Genomic DNA, 18,537 nt, shown 5'->3' with positions numbered 1-18,537 from the left:
TGACCGGCCGGGGTAATTGGACGAGCGCCCGGGTGCAACGCGTCGCGGCAGTCAACGCGCGACAGCGCATGAATCTCAGGGCGCGCGCCCGAATGCTTCGCGCAACTTGCGCTTGGCTTGCTCCAGCGTTGCGCGGCGGGTTTTCGGCAGGTTCTTGCCTGCTCGGTTGATGTAAAAATTGAGCATCGACATCGCCGATTGAAACGGCGTCCCTTTGCGGCGGCTGCTTTTTGTCGACGACTGCTTAAGCGATTTCGCAATTTCTTCGGCGTTCCCTGTCTTGAAGATGTCGTGCTCGAGGTCCATCGCGTCGCTCGTTTCCATCACATGATGCGACCACCTGTGTGAACTCTTGCCTCCTGCGCGCGATGCTTTCTTCTGCTCAGCGGCATGCGCTTGCGCATGGCGCTGACGCGGCGGCCGCCCCGACTTGCCGCGTGCCGGCGAGCGCCGCGATTTGCTGGTCGATTTGCTGGTGGTTTTTCGGGCCGCCATTCGAGCCGCCTCCTTCTACAGTCTTTGTCGCGCGGCCCTGCTTGCAGGATTGCGCGCGATTCCCGGGGCCGTCTGCGTCATCGAAGTCGACGCGGTCAAGTCAAACGCGCCGGCCGCCGCGATGACGACGTGCCGGCGCAGTGAGGACGGTGCGCGAACTGCGAACGGCAAACTGCTTCACGCACTCGCCGCGGCTCGCCGATTACAGCTTGACTCCACCGGCTTCGGGCGCATCCGACGAACCGGCCGGAATATCGCCCACGCCCACGTCATCGCGCATATCGAACCGGTCGCGGCCCCAATATGGCTCCCTGCCGTAGTACTGGTGAATGGACGTGGCCCATGTCTCATCCGCCATCGACGGCCAGTGATCCTTGTCGAAACCCGGGGCGCTTTTCACGCGTTCCGCCGTCATGTCCAGCACGAAGCACTTCTGCTCGGTGTCCAGCGTAAGAGCGCGCCATGGAATTGCGAGCAGCTTGTCGCCGATGCCGAGGAAGCCGCCGCTCGACAGCACCGCATACGCAACGCGGCCCGAGCGTACATCCAGCATGATGTCTTTGATCTTGCCGATGTCCTCGCCGTCGCTGCTGAGCACTCTGTTGCCGTCCAGCGTATCTGCCGCCATCACGTCCGGGCCCGGGCCTTCTGCCGTCGCACTGCCTTTACCGACGATACGTGCGCCCTGCGTGCCTTGCGTCTGACTTTGCATGACCATGATGTGCCTCCTTTGCAGGTTAGGGTGACGATCAATGCAGCAACGCGCGTTCCTCGTCCGAAGTGACGGTCGCTTTACACAGGTCGGGACAAGCGCCTTCACGTGCGCGGAAAGTGCTCGCGCATGGCGCTGAGGCGATACGCGATTACGCATCGCTCGATGCGGGCGGCATCGCGTGCATGCGGCCTTGGGCCGCGTAAATGCTGCGCGCGCTATTGCAGTTCCTGCTTGCTGTGAGCGGCGTTAGCTCGCGGCCGTCTTCTCGACGCGCTGCGCGGAACGGGCACTTGCGCTCGCGGCTCGCCGGGCCGTTCGCGCGCCGGCTTTTGCGCTCGGCTTGACGCTGTCTTTGGCACTGGCTTTCGCCGCCGCCTTATTCGCTTCGTTGCGAATGGTGCGCGACTTCTTGAGCAACGTCGTAATCGAGCCGTTGATGCTCTCGGCGGTGTCCGTTTCGCGCAGCTTGCGGCCTTTTGCTCCCGCCTGACGCGCGAGCCTCGCGGCGCGCTTCTCGGCATGCGCAAGCAATGCGGCAAACGCGACCTCGTCGACTTTCAGACCCCGGCGCGACTGACCCGGCGGCAAGGTTTGCAACTGGTCGCTTTCGAATGCGCTAATCACTGCAGGATGGATGTAGCAACGCCGGCAAACGGCCGGCGTGTTGCGAAGCAAGCCCGCGACTTCTTTCACGGTCGCCACGATATGTCGCCGTGCTTCGGCAGCGCTGCCGCACACGAGGCGCCGTAGCGCCGCGAGTGCGTAGACGCTGCCGGCCCACGTCCGATAGTCCTTCGCGGTGAAATCCGCGCCGCTCGCGCGGCGCAAATAATCGTTGATGTCGGCTGAACCTACCGTACGGCGTGTGCCGTCGTCGTCGAGATACTGAAACAGGTCGTGACCCGGCAGGTCCGCGCAGCGCCGCACGATGCGCTTCACGCGCTGGTCGTCCACCGTCACGTCGTGTTCGATGCCGCTCTTGCCGCGAAACTTGAAGCGCAACTGTCCCGCTTCCACTTTCACGTGTTTCTTACGCAGTGTCGTCAGTCCATATGACTGATTTTCGCGCGCGTATTCGACGCTGCCGATACGAACCAGCGTGGTATCGAGCAGCCGCACGACCGCCGCGATTACTTTGTCGCAAGGCATGCCGGGCAGTTCGAGGTCGCGGGCGACGCGCGCGCGGATTCGCGGCAGAGCTCGCCCGAACTCGGCCATGCGTTCGTATTTGTCGGCGTCGCGCGTTTCGCGCCAACGCGGGTGATAACGGTATTGCTTGCGCCCGCGCACGTCGCGGCCGGTCGCCTGAATATGTCCGCGCGGGTCTGGACAGATCCATACGTCTTCGTACGCGGGCGGAATCGCGAGCGAGTTGATGCGCTGAATCTCCGCTTCGTCTTCAATGCGCTTTCCTTGTACGTCGAAATACGCGAAGCCGTCTTTCTCGCGCTTGCGCGTGTAGCCCGGCTTGCTGTCGTCGGCATGGCGCAAGCCGGGCGGCATGGCGGCTGTCGCGGGCTGCTTCACGCTGTCGTCCGCCGATGCATGACCGTTTTGCGTCGTGCTCGTCGTGCTCGTTGTGCTTGTCGTTGTGCTGTTTGCCATGGCTTTCTTTGCAGGTAGAACTTTCAAGCGTGAAGCGCGTTGCGCCAGTGATGGCCCGCAGCAAAGCCGGTGCCCGCCACTCCGCGCGCGGGTGAGCGGGCGGAACAGTCCTTGCGATGAACGTCATACGTATCAACCCGATAAAGGAGAGCGCCATGAGCAGCACGCTGAACCCCGATGAAGAGCCGCAACAGGTCGTCAAACAAACGTCAGGCACCACGGGCGCCTTGGGACCGAGCGATTCATCCGATAGCGGCAGCGACGTCGCGGGCGCGAAGCGCCATGAGTTCGACGTCGATACGGAACTCGACAATCACGCGCTCGAAATGGGCGGCTCGGAGATGGGCAGCGACACCGACCGGGCGGGCACCGGCGAGCGCGCGGCGGCGGACGGCGATTCGACGCTGGACCCGGACAGCGACATCGAACCTGATCGCATTCTGACGCCACCCACAGCCGACGAAGACGACGACGGTCTCGACGACGACCCGAGCGGGCTGTAATCGCGTTGCGGCCCTCGCTTCGCCGAGGCATCCACGCTTCGATGCCCGTCCCAGCGGGCATAGAGGCCGGAGGGATGACGCAGTAGCGGGTCTCGGCGCAGCAGGCACAAGCCTTGCTGCCGCATCGTTAATCAATGATGAAAGGGGTTTGGCGCATAGCATGCGCGGCCCCGGCATTTGAACAAGGAGAGAAACATGGCGAACAGCCTCGACGGTCTGAAGGTAGCGATCCTGGCGGTAGACGGTTTCGAACAGGCTGAACTGGTCGACCCGAAGCGCGCGCTCGCAGAGGCCGGCGCGACCGTGCACGTGATCTCAGCGAAGCCCGGAAAGATCCAGGGCTTCAAGCACGTCGATAAAGGCGACACGGTCGACGTCGATTCGACTTTCGACAAAGCGATTGCGGACGACTATGACGCAGTTGTGTTGCCCGGCGGCGTGGTGAACGGTGACGCGATTCGCGTGTTGCCGCAGGCGCAGGCATTCGTGAAAGCGGCCGACAACGCGAAGAAGCCGATCGCGGTGATCTGCCACGGCACGTGGCTTCCCGTATCGGCCGGAATCATCAAGGGGCGCACGGTGACGAGCTGGCCGAGTCTGCAGGACGATATCCGCAACGCGGGCGGCACGTGGGTCGATCAGGAAGTGGTCGAAGACAGCAATCTGATTTCGAGCCGCAAGCCGGACGACATTCCCGCTTTCAACAAAGCGTTGATCGGGCAACTGTCGAAACGCAAGGCTGCATGAGCGGCGCAGGCGGGCGATGAGACGCGCCGGTGACTCCGTGAACAAGGGAGAAAACGCATGAAACTACGGTATTCCCTACCAGCGATGACTGTGGCGCTTGCTCTTGGCACGGCGCCGGCCTGCGTCGTGTATGCGCAGGCAAGCGACGCTCCCGCGAGCGATGCGCCCGTCGGCGGCACGAAGCTCTCGCCCGCCGACCAGCAGTTCATCCAGGACGCTTCACAGTCCGACGCCACGGAGATCGCGGCAAGCAAGATCGCGTTGAAGAATTCGAGCGATCCGCGCGTGAAGAAATTTGCACAGCAGATGATCGCCGATCACACGAAACTGTCGCGCAGCATGGGCGCGCTCGCAGCGAAGAAGGGGCTTGCCACCGCGCCGTCGGCCGACTCCGCGCTCGTCGGCAAGCTGCAGACGCTCAAAGGTCAGAAGTTCGACGAGGCGTATGTCGAGCAGGTCGGCCTGGAGGCGCATCAGCGGGCAGTCGATCTGTTCCAGCAGGAGAGCCAGAGCGGCACCGACTCGCAACTGAAGGCTGCGGCCGCGCGCGCGCTGCCGGTCATCAAGCATCATCTGGAGATGGCGCAGCAGCTCGCCGGCGCAATGAAGGGTGCGTCATCATGAATGCGATCCTGCCGCGGCCTGCCTATGAGGATTCCCTTATGCAGATCACTTTTTCCGACGACAAACCGACCTTCGACGGCGCCAACCTGACGGTTCGCTTCATGGCGCGCGTGGACGGAGAACCGGTCGTCTGCGCCATCACGGTCGAGGCGCTGGAAGATCATTTCGGCGCCGGTTCACCGCTCGAAAGCGAGTTGATGGAGGCCTTCGACAAGGGCCGCAACCGGATCCGTTCGGTGTGTGCCGAGGCGCTCGACCAGAACGACGGCGAGGGCGTAATCTTGCATAGCGGATTGTTCAGAGTGGAAGGCATGGAGCCCGACCGCGGCACGGCGGTGTAGCGCCGCCGCTTCTCCTGATCGCGCACCGCGACTACTCGCGAGCGTCGTCCGTCAAAACGCAATCACGATGCAAGGAGGCCTCATGTCACTCATCGTCGCAGCACGCTTCACGACTTTTCCAGCCGCGGAAGAAGCGGCGCAAAAACTTTTCAATGCAGGCTTCGTCGAGGAAGACGTCACGCTGTTCTTCGTCAATCCGCGTGGCCAGCATGCGCGTTTTCCCATTGGCGGCGACACTCACACCGATGCCGGTGCGAAAGGCGCGCCGAAGGGCGCGGGCCTCGGCGTGACGATCGGCGCGGTGGCGGGCGCTATTGTTGGCGTCGGCATCTTCGCGGCGTTTTCTGCGCCGTTGCTCGTTTCGGCGATAGCTGCGGGCGTCGGCGCCTATATCGGCTCGCTGGCCGGTGCCATGTGGCGCACGCGCGATAGCAGTGAAGCCGGGCATCGCACGACGTTCCACGAAGAGGCGCGCGATTCAGGCGTGCTGGTCGCGGTGCACGTGTCGCCGGACAATCAGTTCGACGCCGCCCGTTTGCTGCGAGAAGCAGGGGGCGTGTCGATTGAACGCGCGACGGGTCGTTGGCAACAAGGCCGTTGGGCCGACTTCGATCCGCTGAAGAAGCCTGTTCCGCTCAACGAGTACAACGAAACGCGCGCCTGATACAGCGGCGACGGCGGCGACAGCGCCGAACGGCAGCAAGCGAGAAGGCAATCGAAAAGGGCCCGACAGACGTCGGGCCCTTTTCTTTGGCGGACCGAAAACGCAAGGCGCGCTGATCGTCGGGAAAGTTATACCCAGATACGCGCGGCGGCGCGTTGCGGCACGGGTGCGTGGTCAGCAGGACGTTGGTCGCGCGTGGGTTCACATGCGGCCGGCATGACGCCTTTGCGAGAACCTTCGCAGGTCGAAGGCGCGGCTTGCGCGCCAGCGCTCGTACTCGCCGCAGCGCTATCGTCCGGCTGCATATGCTCGCGGATCTGCAACACGCTGGCCGACGAGACGATGGCGACGGCGACCAGCCATTCTGCGCTGCGAATCTTCATGATGTTCTCCCTGTCGTTGTTGCATGCCCATTCTTTTCAATTCGTCGATACGTCATGCAGCTTTTCAACTTGTGCGCTGCATGGCATTACTCGGGCGAAGCGATAAAAGCAACGGGTGTGCCACCGGCGAAAGCCGCGCTCAGAAAGGCTTTCACGCCGCTCAAGACAGTTCGCGCCGCGCAACAATTACCCACCTCTGCAACAAAGACGGCCGCGCAGACAGAGTGCGCGCGCGCAATGCACCCTGTGAACTTTCGGGCACGCGCCATGCGTATGAAACAGTGAACCCCGTTGCCTTGCGCAGGCGTTGGCAAAGCAGGCGGCACGCGAACCGCGATACATGCGGGCGTGCCGGCAACGGATTCCGCGATTAACGAAACCCTGGAGGTATTGAATGACTACGAATGTTGTCTCCGTGCTGAACGATCTCATCGAAACATCGAAGGATGGTGAAAAGGGCTTTCGCAAGGCGGCCGAAGATGCGCGTGACACACAGTTGAAGACGATGTTTCTGACGCGCGCCGAAGATTGCGCGCGCGGCGCACGCGAGCTGCAGGATGTGGTTCAGCGCCTGGGCGGTAAGCCGGAAACGGGCGGCAGTGTGAGCGGTGCGCTGCACCGGGGATGGGTCGATGTGAAGTCGGCGGTGACGGACCGCAGCGACCATCAGATCCTTGTCGAGGTGGAAAAGGGCGAGGACGTCGCCAAGAAAAACTATCACGACGCGCTGGAAAAAGAACTGCCCGCCGACGTGCGCGCGATTGTCGAGCGCCAGTATCAAGGCGTGCTGCAGAATCACGACCGCGTTCGCGATCTTCGCGATCAATACGCGGCGAAGAGCTAATCGGGTAGCCGGCCGTCAGGCCGGCCTCTAAAGCAGAAAGGCCGTCCGCACAATGCGGACGGCCTTTTTTCTCGGGACTCCTCGAGGCTTCTCGGGGCGCTGCGCCCGGCGCAGAACGCCGGGCGCCTCGAGATTATTCTGCGGCGATTTTCAGGTGGTTCTTCACGCTGCTCACGCCCTTCACGCCTTTCACGACGTCCTGGGCGGCGGTCTTGTCCTCAGCCGAAGGCACCGTACCCGTGAGCCACACGACGCCCTTGCGGGTCTTCACATGGATATGCGTGGACTTCAGGTTCTTCGCACCGAGCAGTTCGGCTTTGACCTTCGTGGTGATCGTGCTGTCGTCGACGTGCTGGCCGATCGTTTCGGACGAAGCCGACGGAGCCGAGGCGCTCGTTTGTGCCGTAGCGTTCAATGCGAAGGCAACGCACGCGATGCTGCCGGCAGTCTTCAGGAATTGGATGGTCTTCATGGTTTTCTCCTTCGGGTGTTGATGAAAATGCGGTCTTGTTGCCTGCGGTCGATCGCGGCCGAAGCCGCCGATGACTCGCGTGGGGTCGTCGCCGCTACGGTTCCGTCAGGGCCCGTTATCGACACCGGCCGGGTCTTCACAGTCATTGCGCGTTCACGCCGGATGCGAAGAGAGCCGTCCGTCCACATTCCCGTTACCGCAATGTGTGTGCCTGCACCTCGTGGCTGCAGACCGGAGAAGTTGCGAAGTCCGCACCAGCGGGCGCTTTTCCGCTGATGAATAGCGCGGGTGCGTGGTGTACGTGCGGCCGCCGACGCGTGTGGAGCGGATGCGGAATTTGCCGGGTTGCTTGTAAAAAAGGCGCCGCGCGGCGTTGCAATTCGTGGGCCTGGAAAAATAAAGCCCAAATAAAACAGTGCGTTGCAAAAGCTGGTACGCGTGTTGCTCTACTGAGGTCACTCCTTTTACTTCAGCTTTCAACGGGACCTGAACACGATGCCTTCAATTGAACTTCGCACGAGGCAGTCTCTTGCACTTACGCCGCGTTTGCAGCAGTCGGTGCGTCTGTTGCAGCTATCGTCTCTGGAGTTCCAGCAGGAGTTGCGAACTGCGCTCGATACGAACCCGTTCCTCGAATATGACTCGTCGGATACGGAGGACGTTGCGCTGGCAACAGCCACGTCCGGCGAAGAGCAGGGCGCGTTGCCGGCAACCGATGCAGTCGCGGCCGCCGAGCCCGACTCGTTGCCCGCTGAAGCCGCTACCAGCGAGAGCCTCGACAGCGGCGGCCCCGACGATATGCCCGGCGACTTTTCGGGCGATTACAGCAGCCGCAGTTCGGCCCGCCAGAACGGCGACTCCGACGGCAGCGATCCCGCCGAATGGGCACGCTCGCAACCCACCTTGCGCGAGCAACTGCACGACGCACTGCGCCTTTATCGTCTGGACGATCGCGATCGCGCCGTCGCGCGCTTCGTCATCGAGGCGCTCGACGACGACGGTTATCTGCGCCAGGACCTGGCGGATCTCGCGGACAGTGTCGATCTCGAACCCGAGTTGACAGAGGAAGAACTGCTGGTCGCGCTGCGCCTCGTGCAGTCGCTCGACCGGCCCGGCCTCGGCGCGCGTTCGCTGTCCGAGTGTCTATTGCTGCAGGTCAATGCGTTGCCCGCGGACACGCCGGGGCGCGATGTCGCGCGGCAGATTGTCGAACACCATCTGGAGCGGCTCGCGCGTCGCGAGCAGGCGGAACTGCAAAAGCAGATTGGCTGTTCTGCGGAAGAACTGCGTGTGGCCTGCGCACTCGTGCGCAAGCTGGATCCGAAGCCGGGCAACTGCTACGGCCGCACCGAAGACAACTACGTCGTGCCCGACGTGATCGTGCGTCAGGTGCGCAACAAGTGGGTGGTGACGATCAATCCTGCCGTGCAGCCGCGCGCACGCATTCACCGCATGTATGCCGAGCTGTTTGCGCAATCGGCCGGGGCCAGCCGTTCGCCGCTCGCCCAGCAGCTTCAGGAAGCGCGCTGGTTGATCAGGAACGCGCAGCAGCGCTTCGACACGATTCAACGCGTCGCCGAATGCATCGTCGCGCATCAAAAGGCGTTTTTCCAGTACGGTGAAATCGCGCTCAAGCCGATGGTGTTGCGCGACGTCGCCGACGAACTCGGCCTGCACGAATCGACCATCTCGCGCGCGACCGGCAACAAATATATGGCCACGCCGCGCGGCATTTTCGAGTTCAAGCATTTCTTCCCGCGCGAGCTCGGCACCGAAAGCGGCGGTACTTGTTCCGCCGCCGCGGTGCGGGCGCTGCTGAAAGAAATGATTGCTGCGGAAAACACCCGCGACCCGCTCTCCGATGTGACGCTGGCAAAGATGCTCGCGGATCAGGGCGTGCTCGTCGCGCGCCGCACGGTCGCCAAGTATCGGCATCTGATGAAGGTGCCGCCGGCGGAGTTGCGCCGCCAGGTCTGAATTTGCCCAGCCCTGCAAACGGGGCTTTGATACGAAGCGCCACGCGAGGCTGTCCGCCCGCGTGGCGCTTTTTCGTATCTGGACGTTTCGCGCACGCCCCATTACATTGGCGGGTCAATCAGAAACGGGTGAGCGCGATGAAGTATTCGAGTCGGGTCGAGGGTTTGCAAGGCAGACGTACGTCGGCGTGGGAGATTCATCGCGTGGCGCAGCAGGCCGCGGCGAATGGCAATGATGTCATCGTGCTGAGCGTAGGAGACCCCGATTTCGCTACGCCCGCACCGATTGTCGAGCGTGCCATCGACGCGTTGCGCGGCGGCGATACGCATTACAGCGCTGTGTCCGGGCGCGATCCGCTGCGTGCGGCGATTGCCGAAGAGCAGGCGCGCATGACCTGTTGTACGGTCGGCGCGGCGAATGTGATCCTCACGGCGGGCGCGCAAAACGGGGTGTTTGCCACGTCGCTTTGTCTGCTCGAAGCAGGCGACGAGGTTATCGTGCCCGAGCCGATGTACCTCACCTACGAAGCGTGCGTGCGCGCCGCAGGTGCGACGCTCGTGCCGGTGCCGGTCGATCCCGCGCGGGCATTTCACCTGGACTGCGACGCACTCGAACGAGCCGTGACACCGCGCACCAAGGCAATTTTCTTCGCGACGCCGTGCAATCCAACAGGTGTCGTGATGCCGCGCGCGGACCTCGAACGCATTGCGCGGCTCGCCTGCGAGCACGACCTGTGGGTGCTGTCCGACGAGGTCTACGCCGATCTCACGTTCGAGCGCGAACATGTGAGCATCATGTCGCTGCCCGGCATGGCGGAGCGCACGGTGACGCTCGGCAGTCTGTCCAAATCGCATGCAATGGCCGGGTGGCGCGTAGGGTGGGCGATCGGACCCACGCAACTGATCGAACACATGGGACGCCTCGCGCTTGCCATGCTGTATGGCTTGCCGGGCTTCATCCAGCAGGCGGCATTGACGGCGTTACAGGAGAAGTCGTGGATCGTCGCACAAATGCGCGATATCTACAGGCGCCGTCGCGACGTCGTGTTCGAGCGTTTGAGCCGGGTCCCGCGATTGCGCTGCCTGCTGCCCGAAGCGGGCATGTTCATGATGGTCGACGTGAGCGGCACCGGCCTCGACACCGTCGATTTCACATGGCAGCTGTTTCGCGCGCAAGGCGTGTCGGTGCTCGACGCGAGTGCTTTTGGCGAGACGGCGAACGGTTTCGTCCGGTTGGGCTTTGTCGTCGACGAAGCGAGGCTTGCCGAGGCGTGCGAGCGGATTGCGGCGTTCGTCGCGGCGTTGCCGTTGCAACCGAACCCGTGAGTACGCGTGCCCGCAGCGAAAATCGCGCAGGGCGCCCAACGGTATAATTCATTCGCTCCCGTTTTAGCTCTGTCGCGTCGCGTACTGCCGCTAACGAACCATCCTGAACAACCGGCTTTGCCAGCCGTAGCCTATGCACTTTCGCCCGATCCAGTCTTTCACGCGCAAACGGCTCTCCGACGTCGTCGCAGACCAGATCAAGCAATTGATCTCCGACGGCACGCTGATGCCGGGCGACCGGCTGCCCGCTGAGCGTGATCTGGCGACGCAACTGGCGGTATCGCGGCCTTCGTTGCGTGAAGCGCTGATCAGGCTGGAATCGGATGGCTATATCGCCACGTCGGGGCGGGGCGGCTTTACGGTGGTCGATCTGACGGCGCCGATCATTTCGAAGCCGCTCGCCGAACTGCTTTTGCAGAATCCGCGTACCAGTGCCGACATTCTCGAGTTGCGCCAGGGGCTCGAATCGATTTCGACCGTATATGCCGCGGAGCGCGCGACCGCCGCCGATCTTCGCAAGATCAAGACTGCCTTCGATGCACTGAAGGCGGCTTCGCAGTCGCAAGATCGCGTGAACCTGGCGGAGCTGGATGCCGCTTTTCATTTGGCAATCGCCGACTCCACCCACAACATCGCGCTCGCCCATGTCATGCATGGCATCCACACGCTGATTCGCGAAGGCATGCGTCAATACCATCGGCTGATCGATTACGACGAGGCGATGGAAAAGCAGTTGATGAGCCAGCATCAGGCCATCTACGACGCCGTCGTCGCACGCGACGCTCAAGAGGCACGCAAAGCGGCCGAACGTCATCTCGCCTTCGTGCGCGAGATCTATCAGGAAGACGCTGCGAAGCTTTAGGCGTCGCATTTCGCGTGGCGATGTAACGATTGACACACTCGGGCGACTTCCTTATATTTTGGTCAGACCAACAATACCAGTCTGACTGGCGACGATCTTACGCGTCCCGAGTCCGCGTGCCCCATTCCCCGTAATGAGCTTATGAAAGTCGCCCTCTTTATCCCTTGCTTCATCGACGCGTTTTATCCCGAGGTCGGCATTGCCACGCTCGAATTGCTCGAACGCTTCGGCATCCAGGTCGATTACCCGCAGGAGCAGACCTGCTGTGGGCAGCCCATGGGAAACAGCGGCGCGCATGCAGAAGCGGCCGGCGCGGAGCGGGTGTTCGCGCGCAACTTTGCAGGCTACGACTACATCGTCGGACCATCGGCGAGCTGCATTCACCACGTGCGCGAGCATCTCACCGCGATCGATCAGACGGACGAAGTCAAAAAGGTGCGGGCGAGCGCTTATGAACTCGTCGAGTTTCTGCACGATGTGGTGGGTGCGCGCGAGTTTCCTTGGGCCGAGTTTCCGTATCGCGTCGGCCTGCACAATAGTTGCAGCGCGTTGCGGCATCTGAAGGAGGCCTCGATCTCGGAAGTGGCGGGCCAGCCATTTTCCAAGCCGCGCGCGTTGCTTGAAGGCGTGAAGGGTATCGAGTTCGTCAAGCCGTCTCGACCCGACGAATGCTGCGGTTTCGGCGGCACGTTCTCGGTGACGGAAGAGCCGGTGTCCGTGCGCATGGGGCAGGACAAGGTCCGTGATCATCTGAATGCGGGTGCGCAATACATTGTGTCGGGCGACATGTCGTGTCTGATGCATCAGCAAGGCTGTGCGGAACGCATGAAGGCGGACGCACGCTTCATTCATATTGCACAAGTGTTGAACGGGGCGCGCGCATGAGCCGGATCGACCACGCGAAAGCAGCAGGCGAGTTCATCAAAAAGACGGAGCATGTGGCGTTTCACGACAAGCGCCTGTGGGATTTGCGCGAGAAACGCGACGCACAGGCGCACGGCATTGCCGAGTGGGAGACGCTGCGCGAACTGGCATCCGGTATCAAGGAACACACGCTGTCGCATTTGTCGGAGTACCTCGAACAGTTCGCGGCCTCGGCCGAGGCGAACGGTGTCGTGGTCCACTGGGCAGCGACGGCCGAAGAGCACAACGCGCTCGTACACAAGATCATGTCCGAGCGCGGCATGACCACGCTCGTCAAAAGCAAGTCGATGCTCACCGACGAATGCAAGATGCGCGAGTATCTCGAACCGCGCGGCATTACGGTAATGGAAACGGATCTGGGTGAACGCATCCAGCAACTCGATCATCAGGACCCGAGCCACATGGTGGTGCCGGCGGTCCACAAGCTGCGCGCCGATGTCGCCGAACTGTTTGGCCGAACGATCGGCACTGATCCGCACAATAGCGACATTCATTACCTCGCGGAAAGTCAGCGCATGAATACGCGGCCGTATTTCGTACGCGAGAAAACGGCCGGCATGACCGGCTGCAATTTCGCGGTCGCGGAAACGGGGACAGTTGTGGTTTGCACGAACGAAGGCAACGCCGATCTTTCGGCAAACGTGCCGCCGCTGCATATCGCATCGATCGGTATCGAGAAGCTGATTCCAAAGGTCTCGGATCTCGGTGTGTTTATTCGTATGCTCTCGCGCAGTGCGCTTGGTTCGCCGATCACGCAATACACCTCGCATTTCCGCGCGCCACGTCCGGGCACGGAGATGCATTTCATCCTCGTCGATCATGGCCGCTCGGAACGGCTCGCGATGGACGACTTCTGGTACTCGCTCAAATGCATCCGCTGCGGAGCTTGCATGAACACGTGTCCCGTGTATCGGCGCAGCGGCGGGCTGTCGTATGGCGGTACGTACTCGGGGCCGATCGGCGCGATCATTAACCCCACGTTCGACCTGAAACGCTATAGCGCGCTGCCGTTTGCGTCCACGCTCAACGGCAGTTGCACGAACGTGTGTCCGGTGAAGATCAATATTCACGAGCAGATTTATAAATGGCGGACGGTGATTGCCGAGCGCCACGAAGTGCCGTTCGTGAAGCAGGAAGTATTGAAGATGACAGGGCGTCTGCTCGCGAGCCCGACGCTGTATCGGGCAACCGTAGCTTCAATGAGCGGCGCATTGCGGCGGCTACCGAACTTCGTACTCTATAACCCGCTGAATATCTGGGGCAGACAACGCGAATTGCCCGAGGCGCCGAAGCAGACCTTCCACGCGTGGTACAAGCAAAACCGCGGAGGTGGCGATGGCAACGCGTGAGGCCTTTATCGCGAAAGTGCGGCAGGCGCAACCGGCGGCGCGCCCGCGCCCCGACGTGCCGTTGTTTAGCGCGGTCGGCGGCGATTTGCGCGCACGCTTCGCGTCGGCATTGCAAACGATGGGCGGCACCTGCGTCGAAGCGGGTGCCGCGTCGGAAGTTGCGAGTCTGATCCGCGAGCGATTCGGCGCAACGGTGTCGATCGCGTCCGCCACTGCCGAAGTACCCGGCACGCGCCTGCTCACGGCAGGCACCGAACCTTCGTCGTTGCAGGATATCGACGTCGGCGTCGTGCGTGCGCGTTTTGGTGTGGCGGAGACCGGCTCCGTGTGGTTCAGCGAACGCGAGTACGTGGTCAATGCGTTGGGCTATATCGTTCAGCATCTTGTGGTTCTGCTCGATCCGGCACAACTCGTCGACGGCCTGCAGGACGTTTATCGCCGCGACGACTTTCGCGATGCCCGTTACGCGGCACTCGTCACCGGACCTTCGGCGACCGCGGACATCGAGGGCGTTCTGATTCGCGGCGCGCAGGGCGTGCGGTCGCTGACGGCGGTGTGGCTGGCCACTGAGTAGTCGCCGCGGCGGAGTTTGCTATCATTACTGTATAAACGTACAGGTCATGCAAACTCCGTGGCAACCGATGCTCCGCCGGATTCCCTCGCCGGTGTCCCATACTATCTGCTGAATTTCGAGCGTGCCCTCGCCTGGCTCGCGCAACGCTACGACGCTCTGCTCGATGCGAGCGAGCGAGCTTTTCTCGGCGCATTCGCGCGCTTACCGCAGGCGTCGCGCGCATTGTTGGTCCGAATGTTGATGCGCAAAGGCGCATTGTTTCGTGCAAGCCGCCTGGCCTACGACGAAATCGGCTGCCCGTTGCAAGCTGCTGCGCCCGTCTCAGCGCTCGGCTGGCTAAATCCCGCGCCGCACCTGACACTCGACGATCTGTTCGCCCTCACCACGCGCGCCGAATTGCTGGACATCTTTGCGGAGGCGCTTTCGCTGATTCCGGGCGCACGGAGTCTGCGCAAGGTCGATCTGCTGGAAGCATTACGGCCGTTCTATGCCGACCGGGACGGGTATGACACCGATAGCTGCATCGCGCGCCCGTTGTCCGCATGGCACCCCCAAACGACCGATTGCGTGTTTAGCGTGGACATCGCGCCGCTGTGCGACCGTCTGCGTCTGATGTTCTTCGGCAATCTGCAACAGGACTGGTCAGAATTCGTGCTCGCCGATCTCGGCGTGTTCCGGTACGAAAAAGTGGCTTTCGGGCCGGCGTCGCGAGCCTTTCAGCAGCGCGCAGATGTCGATGTTTACCTCGCGTTGCACGCGTGTCGTGAAGAACTGGACTCGATAGCAATGTCCGGCACGCTGATCGGTCTGGAAGTAGAAAACGCTGCGCTCAATGACCTCGTGGCTCGGGTTCAACGCGTGGAAACGTGTAACTCGTGGCTCGAATTGCGACGCGCCAAGCTGCTCTTTCGTATCGGCCAGCATTGCGAGCGGCGACAGATGTGGCCCACTGCGCTCGCCGTGTACGAGGTTTGCGCGTGGCCCGGCGCGCGTCATCGGCGTGTACGCGTGCTCGAACGAGCCGAGCGTTTCGAAGCTGCGCTTTCGCTAGCGTTAGACGCTGCAGCATCGCCCGAAAGCGAGGAAGAGGCGCAGCGCATTGCGCGCATGCTGCCGCGCCTGCGGCGCAAGCTTGGTGAGCCGACGGTGCGCGCGTCCGCTGCGCGAGCGGCCGAGCGTAGTACGTTGATATTGCCCAGGCCGCCAGCGCCGCAGCCCGTTGAATACGTCGTGCGCGATCATCTGACATGCGAGTCAGCGCCGGTGCATTACGTAGAGAATGCATTGATCAACTCGCTGTTCGGACTGCTTTGCTGGGAACCGGTATTCGTGGCGCTACCCGGTGCGTTTTTTCATCCGTTTCAACGCGGTCCCGCTGATCTTCACGCGCCGGACTTTTATGCGCGCCGAGCCGAACAGTTCGCTGCGTGCCTTGCTCAACTCGATAGTGGCGCGTATCGCGAGACGATTGCGCGGCATCTGCACGGCAAAGCCGGCGTGCAATCGCCGTTCGTGTTCTGGGGGATGCTCACGCCGGAGCTTGTCACGACGGCGCTCGACTGCTTGCCCGCCGCGCACCTGAAATTGTGGTTTGAGCGTTTGCTGCTCGATATTCGCGGCAATCGCTCGGGTTTGCCCGATCTGATCCGCTTCTGGCCCGCCGAGCGGCGTTATGAGTTGATCGAAGTGAAAGGGCCCGGCGACCGCTTGCAGGACAACCAGATTCGCTGGCTAGCTTACTGCGTGCAGCACGGCATGCCGGTACGCGTGGTCGACGTGCGCTGGACTGACGAAGCGCTCGACCATGAGATCGCCGATCCAGCCCTCGGCGCGCCGGCGCACGCCACGTTGATCGCGGAGCCCACCGCATGAGTTACGTCGTCGCCGTGCGAGCCATGTGCGAGTTCACCGCGCGACGTGGCGACCTCGATCTGCGGTTCACGCCGGCGCCAACTTCGCTGGAAGGCATGGCGGGGCACATCACGGTCGCGGGTCGGCGCGCAAGCGGCTACGAAACCGAAATCACGCTGACCGGCACGCATCGCAATCTCACCGTGCGGGGCCGTGCAGACGGCTATGATCCGGTGGCGCACCGCCTGGAAGAAGTGAAGACGTATCGAGGCGATCTCGAGCGCATGCCTGACAATCATCGCACGCTGCATTGGGCGCAGGCGCTGGTGTACGGACATTTGCTGTGTCGCGCACGCGGATTCACGGAATTGACGGTCGGGCTGGTTTATTTCGACATCGGCAGTCAGAAGGAAACGTTGGTCACGCAAACGCACACCGCGCGCGACCTGGAAATCTTTTTCGTCGAGCAATGCGAGCGGTTTCTGGATTGGTCGGTGCAGGAGGAGGCGCATCGTGTCGCGCGCGACACGGCGCTCAACGCGTTGCAGTTTCCGCATGCGCAGTTTCGCTGCGGGCAGCGCGAGCTGGCGGTGTCGGTCTACCGTGCGGCGCGCGACGGTAAGCCGCTGATGGCGCAGGCGCCAACCGGCATCGGTAAGACACTCGCCACGATCTTTCCGTTATTGAAGGCGTGCGCGACGGATCAGATCGATCGCGTGTTCTTTCTGACTGCGAAAACCCCTGGCCGTGCGCTCGCGCTCGACGCGATCGAAACGCTTCGCCGGAGCGCCGGATCTTTACCGCTGAGAACGCTTGAACTGGTGGCGCGCGACAAAGCCTGTGAGCACCCCGACAAAGCCTGCAACGGCGAGTCGTGTCCGCTCGCGCGCGGCTTCTATGACCGGCTCGACGCGGCACGTAGCACGGCGCTCGCGGGCGAAAGGCTCGATCGCGCCGCGGTGCGCGAAGCGGCGCTCGCGCATGACGTCTGCCCGTATTATCTGGGCCAGGAACTCGCGCGTTGGGCCGACGTGGTGGTGGGCGACTACAACTACTACTACGACAGCAGCGCAATGCTCTACGCGCTCACGCAGATCAACCAGTGGCGCATTGGCGTGCTGGTGGACGAGGCGCATAACCTGCTCGACCGTGCGCGCCGCATGTACACGGCGTCGCTCGATCAGGCGGCGTTGCGGATTGCGCGCAAGACGGCGCCGCCTGGGTTGCGCAAGCCGCTTGAACGGTTGCAGCGCGAATGGAATGCGGTCAAGCGGGCGCAAACTGCGTCTTATCAGGTCTATCCAAATGTGCCTGGCAAGCTGCTCTCGGCAGCGCAGAATCTGATTGGCGCGGTGACGGATCAGCTCGCGGACGCGCCGCTCTCAATCGACGAGACGTCGCTGCGTTTTTTCTTCGACGCGATGCATTTCGTCGCTCTCGCAGAGCAGTTCGGCAAGCATTCCATTTTCGATATCACGCTGACAACAGATCGCCACGCGCCACGCGACAAGACCAGTTGCACGCTCTGCGTGCGCAATGTGATTCCTGCTCCGTTTCTCGCGCCGCGATATGCAGCGGCGCGCACGACCGTGATGTTTTCGGGCACGCTTAGTCCGCATCACTTCTACCGCGATACGTTGGGTCTTGCACAGGAGACGCAATGGCTCGACGTTGAAGGGCCGTTTCGCGCGGAGCAGTTACAGGTGCATGTCGCCGGCAACGTGTCGACGCGCTGGCGCGATCGCGAACGTTCGCTCGATCCCATTGTCGACCTGATTGCAAAGCAGTACATCGCGCAGCCCGGCAATTACCTGGGTTTCCTCAGCAGTTTCGATTACCTGCAGCAGGTCGTCGCGCTCATGCGCGAGCGTCATCCCGGATTGCCGGTCTGGGCGCAGGAGCCGGGCATGGACGAAGCGGCCCGCGACGCGTTCCTCGCGCGGTTTCGTAGCGCGAACCAGGGCATCGGATTTGCGGTGCTTGGCGGTGCGTTTTCGGAAGGTGTCGACCTGGTCGGGCAACAGCTGATCGGCGCTTTTATCGCGACGTTGGGCTTGCCGCAAATGAACGAGGTCAATGAACAGATGCGGCGCACGATGGACGCGCGTTTTGGCAATGGCTACGAATACATGTACCTGTACCCCGGTCTGCAAAAGGTGGTGCAGGCGGCGGGCCGCGTGATCCGCACCGAGCTCGACGAAGGCGTCGTGCATCTGATCGACGACCGGTACAGGCGGCCTGAGGTGCGCCGCCTGTTGCCTCGGTGGTGGCAGGTCCGGTAA

At 62.4% G+C, this 18,537-nt stretch carries 19 protein-coding genes; 14 read left to right on the top strand and 5 right to left on the bottom strand.

Annotated elements, in window-relative coordinates; translation table 11 throughout:
* Positions 1-75 precede the first annotated feature (75 nt).
* The 3 genes from OH764_RS25025 to OH764_RS25015 all read right to left on the bottom strand — a co-directional run bounded on the left by OH764_RS25025 (position 76) and on the right by OH764_RS25015 (position 2,815).
* Positions 76-495, bottom strand: coding sequence for a DUF3175 domain-containing protein (locus tag OH764_RS25025; protein ID WP_498848890.1), 420 nt, complete (start codon positions 493-495; stop codon positions 76-78).
* A gap of 202 nt (positions 496-697) precedes the next feature.
* Positions 698-1,213 carry a PRC-barrel domain-containing protein gene (locus OH764_RS25020; RefSeq protein ID WP_498848889.1) on the bottom strand — a complete coding sequence of 172 codons (516 nt, stop codon included), beginning with the start codon at positions 1,211-1,213 and terminating at the stop codon, positions 698-700.
* Between the two features lie 243 nt (positions 1,214-1,456).
* On the bottom strand, positions 1,457-2,815 hold the full coding sequence (locus tag OH764_RS25015; RefSeq protein ID WP_498848888.1) for a DNA topoisomerase IB: 1,359 nt from the start codon (positions 2,813-2,815) through the stop codon (positions 1,457-1,459).
* Positions 2,816-2,970: 155 nt separating this feature from the next.
* On the opposite strand from OH764_RS25015, the gene OH764_RS25010 reads away from it, so the two are divergent.
* The 5 genes from OH764_RS25010 (at position 2,971) to OH764_RS24990 (ending at position 5,694) form a co-directional block, all read left to right on the top strand.
* Complete coding sequence (locus tag OH764_RS25010) at positions 2,971-3,318, top strand: chemotaxis protein (RefSeq protein WP_498848887.1); 348 nt, start codon at positions 2,971-2,973, stop codon at positions 3,316-3,318.
* A gap of 195 nt (positions 3,319-3,513) precedes the next feature.
* A complete protein-coding gene (locus OH764_RS25005; RefSeq protein WP_498848886.1) occupies positions 3,514-4,065 on the top strand; it encodes a type 1 glutamine amidotransferase domain-containing protein in 552 nt (183 codons plus the stop codon).
* Positions 4,066-4,122: 57 nt separating this feature from the next.
* Positions 4,123-4,689: a DUF4142 domain-containing protein gene (locus OH764_RS25000; protein ID WP_498848885.1), complete on the top strand. Its 567-nt coding sequence runs from the start codon at positions 4,123-4,125 to the stop codon at positions 4,687-4,689.
* Positions 4,686-5,030: a DUF1488 family protein gene (locus OH764_RS24995; RefSeq protein WP_214880313.1), complete on the top strand. Its 345-nt coding sequence runs from the start codon at positions 4,686-4,688 to the stop codon at positions 5,028-5,030. Before OH764_RS25000 ends, OH764_RS24995 begins: the two co-directional genes overlap by 4 nt.
* A gap of 82 nt (positions 5,031-5,112) precedes the next feature.
* The gene (locus OH764_RS24990; protein ID WP_410798788.1) at positions 5,113-5,694 is read left to right on the top strand and encodes a hypothetical protein; all 582 of its coding nucleotides are present in this window, start codon (positions 5,113-5,115) and stop codon (positions 5,692-5,694) included.
* Between the two features lie 128 nt (positions 5,695-5,822).
* Here OH764_RS24990 and OH764_RS24985 read toward each other — a convergent pair whose 3' ends face one another.
* Positions 5,823-6,077 (bottom strand): hypothetical protein, encoded by a 255-nt coding sequence (locus OH764_RS24985; RefSeq protein WP_498848884.1) that lies wholly within the window; start codon positions 6,075-6,077, stop codon positions 5,823-5,825.
* Between the two features lie 394 nt (positions 6,078-6,471).
* On the opposite strand from OH764_RS24985, the gene OH764_RS24980 reads away from it, so the two are divergent.
* The gene (locus OH764_RS24980) at positions 6,472-6,921 is read left to right on the top strand and encodes a ferritin-like domain-containing protein (RefSeq protein WP_020067942.1); all 450 of its coding nucleotides are present in this window, start codon (positions 6,472-6,474) and stop codon (positions 6,919-6,921) included.
* A 133-nt stretch (positions 6,922-7,054) separates the two neighbouring features.
* On the opposite strand, the gene OH764_RS24975 is transcribed toward OH764_RS24980, so the two are convergent.
* Entirely contained in the window at positions 7,055-7,393 is a 339-nt protein-coding gene (locus tag OH764_RS24975; protein WP_498848883.1) for a BON domain-containing protein, read from the bottom strand.
* Positions 7,394-7,888: 495 nt separating this feature from the next.
* On the opposite strand from OH764_RS24975, the gene OH764_RS24970 reads away from it, so the two are divergent.
* The 8 genes from OH764_RS24970 (at position 7,889) to OH764_RS24935 (ending at position 18,537) form a co-directional block, all read left to right on the top strand.
* The gene (locus tag OH764_RS24970) at positions 7,889-9,370 is read left to right on the top strand and encodes an RNA polymerase factor sigma-54 (RefSeq protein ID WP_498848882.1); all 1,482 of its coding nucleotides are present in this window, start codon (positions 7,889-7,891) and stop codon (positions 9,368-9,370) included.
* Positions 9,371-9,507: 137 nt separating this feature from the next.
* The gene (locus tag OH764_RS24965; RefSeq protein ID WP_498848881.1) at positions 9,508-10,695 is read left to right on the top strand and encodes a pyridoxal phosphate-dependent aminotransferase; all 1,188 of its coding nucleotides are present in this window, start codon (positions 9,508-9,510) and stop codon (positions 10,693-10,695) included.
* 133 nt (positions 10,696-10,828) lie between these two features.
* On the top strand, positions 10,829-11,557 hold the full coding sequence (locus OH764_RS24960) for a FadR/GntR family transcriptional regulator (RefSeq protein WP_498848880.1): 729 nt from the start codon (positions 10,829-10,831) through the stop codon (positions 11,555-11,557).
* Between the two features lie 141 nt (positions 11,558-11,698).
* Positions 11,699-12,442 carry a (Fe-S)-binding protein gene (locus tag OH764_RS24955; RefSeq protein WP_087754881.1) on the top strand — a complete coding sequence of 248 codons (744 nt, stop codon included), beginning with the start codon at positions 11,699-11,701 and terminating at the stop codon, positions 12,440-12,442.
* Positions 12,439-13,830 carry a lactate utilization protein B gene (locus OH764_RS24950; protein ID WP_498848879.1) on the top strand — a complete coding sequence of 464 codons (1,392 nt, stop codon included), beginning with the start codon at positions 12,439-12,441 and terminating at the stop codon, positions 13,828-13,830. The genes OH764_RS24955 and OH764_RS24950 overlap by 4 nt, the downstream gene beginning before the upstream one ends.
* Positions 13,817-14,404: a LutC/YkgG family protein gene (locus tag OH764_RS24945; protein ID WP_498848878.1), complete on the top strand. Its 588-nt coding sequence runs from the start codon at positions 13,817-13,819 to the stop codon at positions 14,402-14,404. The genes OH764_RS24950 and OH764_RS24945 overlap by 14 nt, the downstream gene beginning before the upstream one ends.
* Before the next feature lie 57 nt (positions 14,405-14,461).
* A complete protein-coding gene (locus tag OH764_RS24940) occupies positions 14,462-16,276 on the top strand; it encodes a PDDEXK family nuclease (RefSeq protein WP_498848877.1) in 1,815 nt (604 codons plus the stop codon).
* On the top strand, positions 16,273-18,537 hold the full coding sequence (locus OH764_RS24935) for an ATP-dependent DNA helicase (protein WP_498848876.1): 2,265 nt from the start codon (positions 16,273-16,275) through the stop codon (positions 18,535-18,537). Before OH764_RS24940 ends, OH764_RS24935 begins: the two co-directional genes overlap by 4 nt.

The sequence above is a fragment of the Burkholderia sp. M6-3 genome (genome assembly GCF_050858985.1).
In the GTDB taxonomy this organism is placed as follows: domain Bacteria; phylum Pseudomonadota; class Gammaproteobacteria; order Burkholderiales; family Burkholderiaceae; genus Paraburkholderia; species Paraburkholderia caledonica.
This window is presented reverse-complemented; position numbering and strand designations above follow the sequence as displayed.